The sequence below is a fragment of the Marinobacterium sp. MBR-111 genome (assembly GCF_040547585.1).
Taxonomy (GTDB): domain Bacteria; phylum Pseudomonadota; class Gammaproteobacteria; order Pseudomonadales; family Balneatricaceae; genus Marinobacterium; species Marinobacterium iners.
The window spans coordinates 1-2,588 of sequence record NZ_JBEPQA010000065.1 but is presented as its reverse complement, the minus strand read 5'-3'; the positions used below and the strand labels follow the sequence as shown (position 1 = coordinate 2,588).

3 protein-coding genes are annotated in these 2,588 nt (G+C 59.0%); all 3 read left to right on the top strand.

The window, feature by feature from the left end; translation table 11 throughout:
- On the top strand, positions 1 to 480 hold a 480-nt coding region (locus tag ABIE61_RS18900; protein WP_354412352.1), incomplete at its 5' end, for an ATP-binding cassette domain-containing protein.
- Between the two features lie 32 nt (positions 481 to 512).
- Positions 513 to 1,736, top strand: a complete 1,224-nt coding sequence (locus ABIE61_RS18895) for an acyl-CoA dehydrogenase family protein (protein ID WP_354412349.1) — start codon at positions 513 to 515, stop codon at positions 1,734 to 1,736.
- Between the two features lie 99 nt (positions 1,737 to 1,835).
- Positions 1,836 to 2,588: ABC transporter substrate-binding protein (locus tag ABIE61_RS18890; RefSeq protein WP_354412346.1), on the top strand; the 753-nt coding region annotated here is incomplete at its 3' end.

Sequence of the window (2,588 nt, the reverse complement as noted above, 5' to 3'; positions counted from 1 at the left end):
GCTTTGCAGGCACTGGAAGAGGTCGGCCTGGCGGATAAGGCTGATAACTGGCCGGCACAGCTCTCCGGAGGCCAGCGCCAGCGGGTGGCACTGGCACGTGCGCTGATCCACAAACCTCGTCTGCTGTTGCTGGATGAACCCCTCGGAGCACTGGACGCCCTGACCCGTCTGGAAATGCAGCAACTGCTGGAGCGCATCTGGCAGGAGCACCGCTTCACCGTGGTACTGGTCACCCATGATGTGCCGGAAGCGGTACAGCTGGCTGATCGTGTCATCGTGCTGGAGGAAGGCCGCATCGGACTGGATCTTGAGGTCAGCCTTGCCAGACCCCGCCAGCCCGCCTCGGCCGAAAATGCCGCCTACAGCGGCCAGGTTCTCGCAGCCGTTTTGGGCGAGTCAAGCCAACATTCTGCCGTTGCCACCAGCCCCTCTCTATCCGAACCCACTGAATCGCGTATCAGGCTTTCCTATGCCTCCTGAGCACGCCACTGAATCCTTTTCTGGAGACTGATATGACCCAGGCAACCCTCGCAAAACCCGCAACCCGGGCCGAGACCAAAAACGTACCCAGCGCTGCCGAATGGCTTGAAATTGCCGATACGCTGGCTGAGCAGCTGGCCAGCACCGCTATCGTGCGTGATCAAACCGGTGGACATGCCCACGAACAGCGCGAGCTGATCCGCAACAGCGGGCTGCTGAGCCTCTCAATTCCTGCCGAATTTGGTGGTGCCGGACAACCCTGGAGCCTGATCTATCAGGTCGTGCGCCGCCTGGCCCGCGCTGATTCCGCACTGGCTCATGTTTTTGCCTTTCACCATCTGCAGGTCAGTTCGGTACTGCTGTACGGTAACAAAGACCAGATTCAGCATTACCTCAGCAGCACGGTTAATCAGCGGCTGTTCTGGGGTAATACCCTGAACCCACTGGACAAGCGCACCATCGCCACCGAACACCCCGACGGCGGCTATATCTTCGAGGGCGACAAGAGCTTCTGCTCCGGCGCACGCGGGTCAGACTATATCACCGCATCCGCCTGGCATGAGGCGTCGCAAAGTCTGGTCGTCGCCGGCCTGCCAACCCGCCGCGAAGGCGTCCAGGTACACGAGGACTGGGATGCCATTGGTCAGCGCCAGACCGACAGTGGCACAGTCAGCTTCCACAAGGTCAGAGTACAGCCGAATGAGGTATTGCTGTATCCAGGCAAACCCTGGACACCCGCAGCCCATTTCCGTGCCAATCTGGCCCAGCTGGTACTGGTCAACCTGTATGTGGGCATTGCCGAGGGTGCCTTTGCCGAAGCCCAGCGCTACACACTGGAAGAGGCCCAGCCCTGGTTCACCTCGGATGCCGTCTCCTCTGCGGCAGACCCCTACATTCAGCACCGCTACGGTGAGCTTCGGGTCAAGCTGCGTGCGGCTCAAGTACTGGCAGATCATGCCGGCGAACTGGCCGCCACCTATTTTGCCAAGGGCCCCGAGATTACGGCCGATGAACGTGGCGATACGGCCATTGCCATCGCAGAGGCCAAGGTGGCATCCCATCATGCCGCTCTGGAGATCAGTAACCAGTTGTTCGACATCACCGGCGCACGCGGGGTCAAACGTGAATACGGCTTCGACCGCTTCTGGCGCAACGCCCGCACCCACACCCTGCATGACCCGCTGGATTACAAGCTGCGTGATCTCGGGCGCTTTACCCTGTGGGGCGACTATCCGACGCCGACGTCCTATTCATGACTCGGCATCACCTAATCAAACCGGCAACACTGGTTGGCACAAATATCAGGCCAACACTACACAACATTTGAATACTCAAGAGAAAGTAAGGAACCTGTTATGTTGAACAAATTGAAAGGATTGCTGGCAGCCGGAGTCCTGCTGTCACAATCGGCACTGGTACTGGCAGCCCCCCTGCAGGAGATCAAACTCGGCTATCTGCCGGTAACCGGCCATGCCAAGTTTTTTGTTGCCAAGGAAGCAGGTCTGTTCAAGGATGAAGGGCTAAATGTAGAGCTTTTCGAGTTCACCAATTCAGCTGATGGCATCTCCGCCGTATTGGCCGGACGGCTCGACGTGGGGGCCTTTGGTACTTCAGCCCCGCTGGTCCATTATGGCCGAGGTGCCGAACTCAAGGTCATCGGCGGCATCATGGGCGAGGATGCCTATCTCGTTACACGACCGGAACTGGCCGATCAGATCAAGGGGATCGCGGATCTGAAGGGAAAAAAAGTCGGCACTGTACGCCTGGCCTCCGGTGATGCCATCCTGCGCTCAGAGCTGCACAAGGCCGATATTGACTGGCGCAAGGAACTGACCATCTCTGAACTGCGCAATCCTCCTGCCGTGATACAGGCAGTCAAAAACGGCCAGGTTGATGCCGGTGTCGTTTGGGGCCCACATGACCGCCGCGCCGAGGCAGAAGGACTCAAGATTGTGCTGAGCAGTTCAGAACTGCAGCCGGGCCACCCATGCTGCCGGGTTGTGATCGCCTCCAACAGTGCTGAAGACACTGAAAAATGGCAGTCCTTCCTGCGCGCACTGCTGAAGGCTCAACGCTTCGCTGAAGAAAACCCGAAAGCCACTGTGGCT